Origin of the sequence: Mesorhizobium sp. M2E.F.Ca.ET.209.01.1.1 (genome assembly GCF_004010375.2) — a bacterium.
GTDB lineage: Bacteria > Pseudomonadota > Alphaproteobacteria > Rhizobiales > Rhizobiaceae > Mesorhizobium.
Window position 1 is genome coordinate 1 of the sequence record NZ_SADP02001231.1, and the last position, 287, is coordinate 287.

General features: G+C 57.1%; 1 protein-coding gene. It reads right to left on the reverse strand.

Annotation, left to right across the window (positions count from 1 at the left end; all coding sequences use genetic code 11):
* The coding region (locus EN852_RS39860; RefSeq protein WP_246694601.1) for a UbiD family decarboxylase domain-containing protein at positions 1-272 on the reverse strand (272 nt) is incomplete at its 3' end.
* Positions 273-287 lie beyond the last annotated feature (15 nt).

A 287-nucleotide genomic window follows, 5' to 3' on the forward strand; every position in this document is an offset into this window, starting at 1 on the left:
AGAATGATCAGGCGTCCCATGTAGCTATTGGCGGCCGCTATCAGGCCAGCTCGCTTCGCATGCCCATCATAGCGTTGCTTGACAGCGACAACCGTAACGAGTGACGAGACATGCTGCCAAACACCGGTGACATCGGTGACACCGGCGTTTTCGAACAGTGTCCAAAGGGTTGCAGCCTTCAATGGCAGCCCAAAATGGTGGAGCGGAGGCTTCAACGGAGGCGAGGCAAACAGGATCGGATTGTGCCTGAAATGCACCGCGTCGACCTGCATTACCGGTTGCGGTCG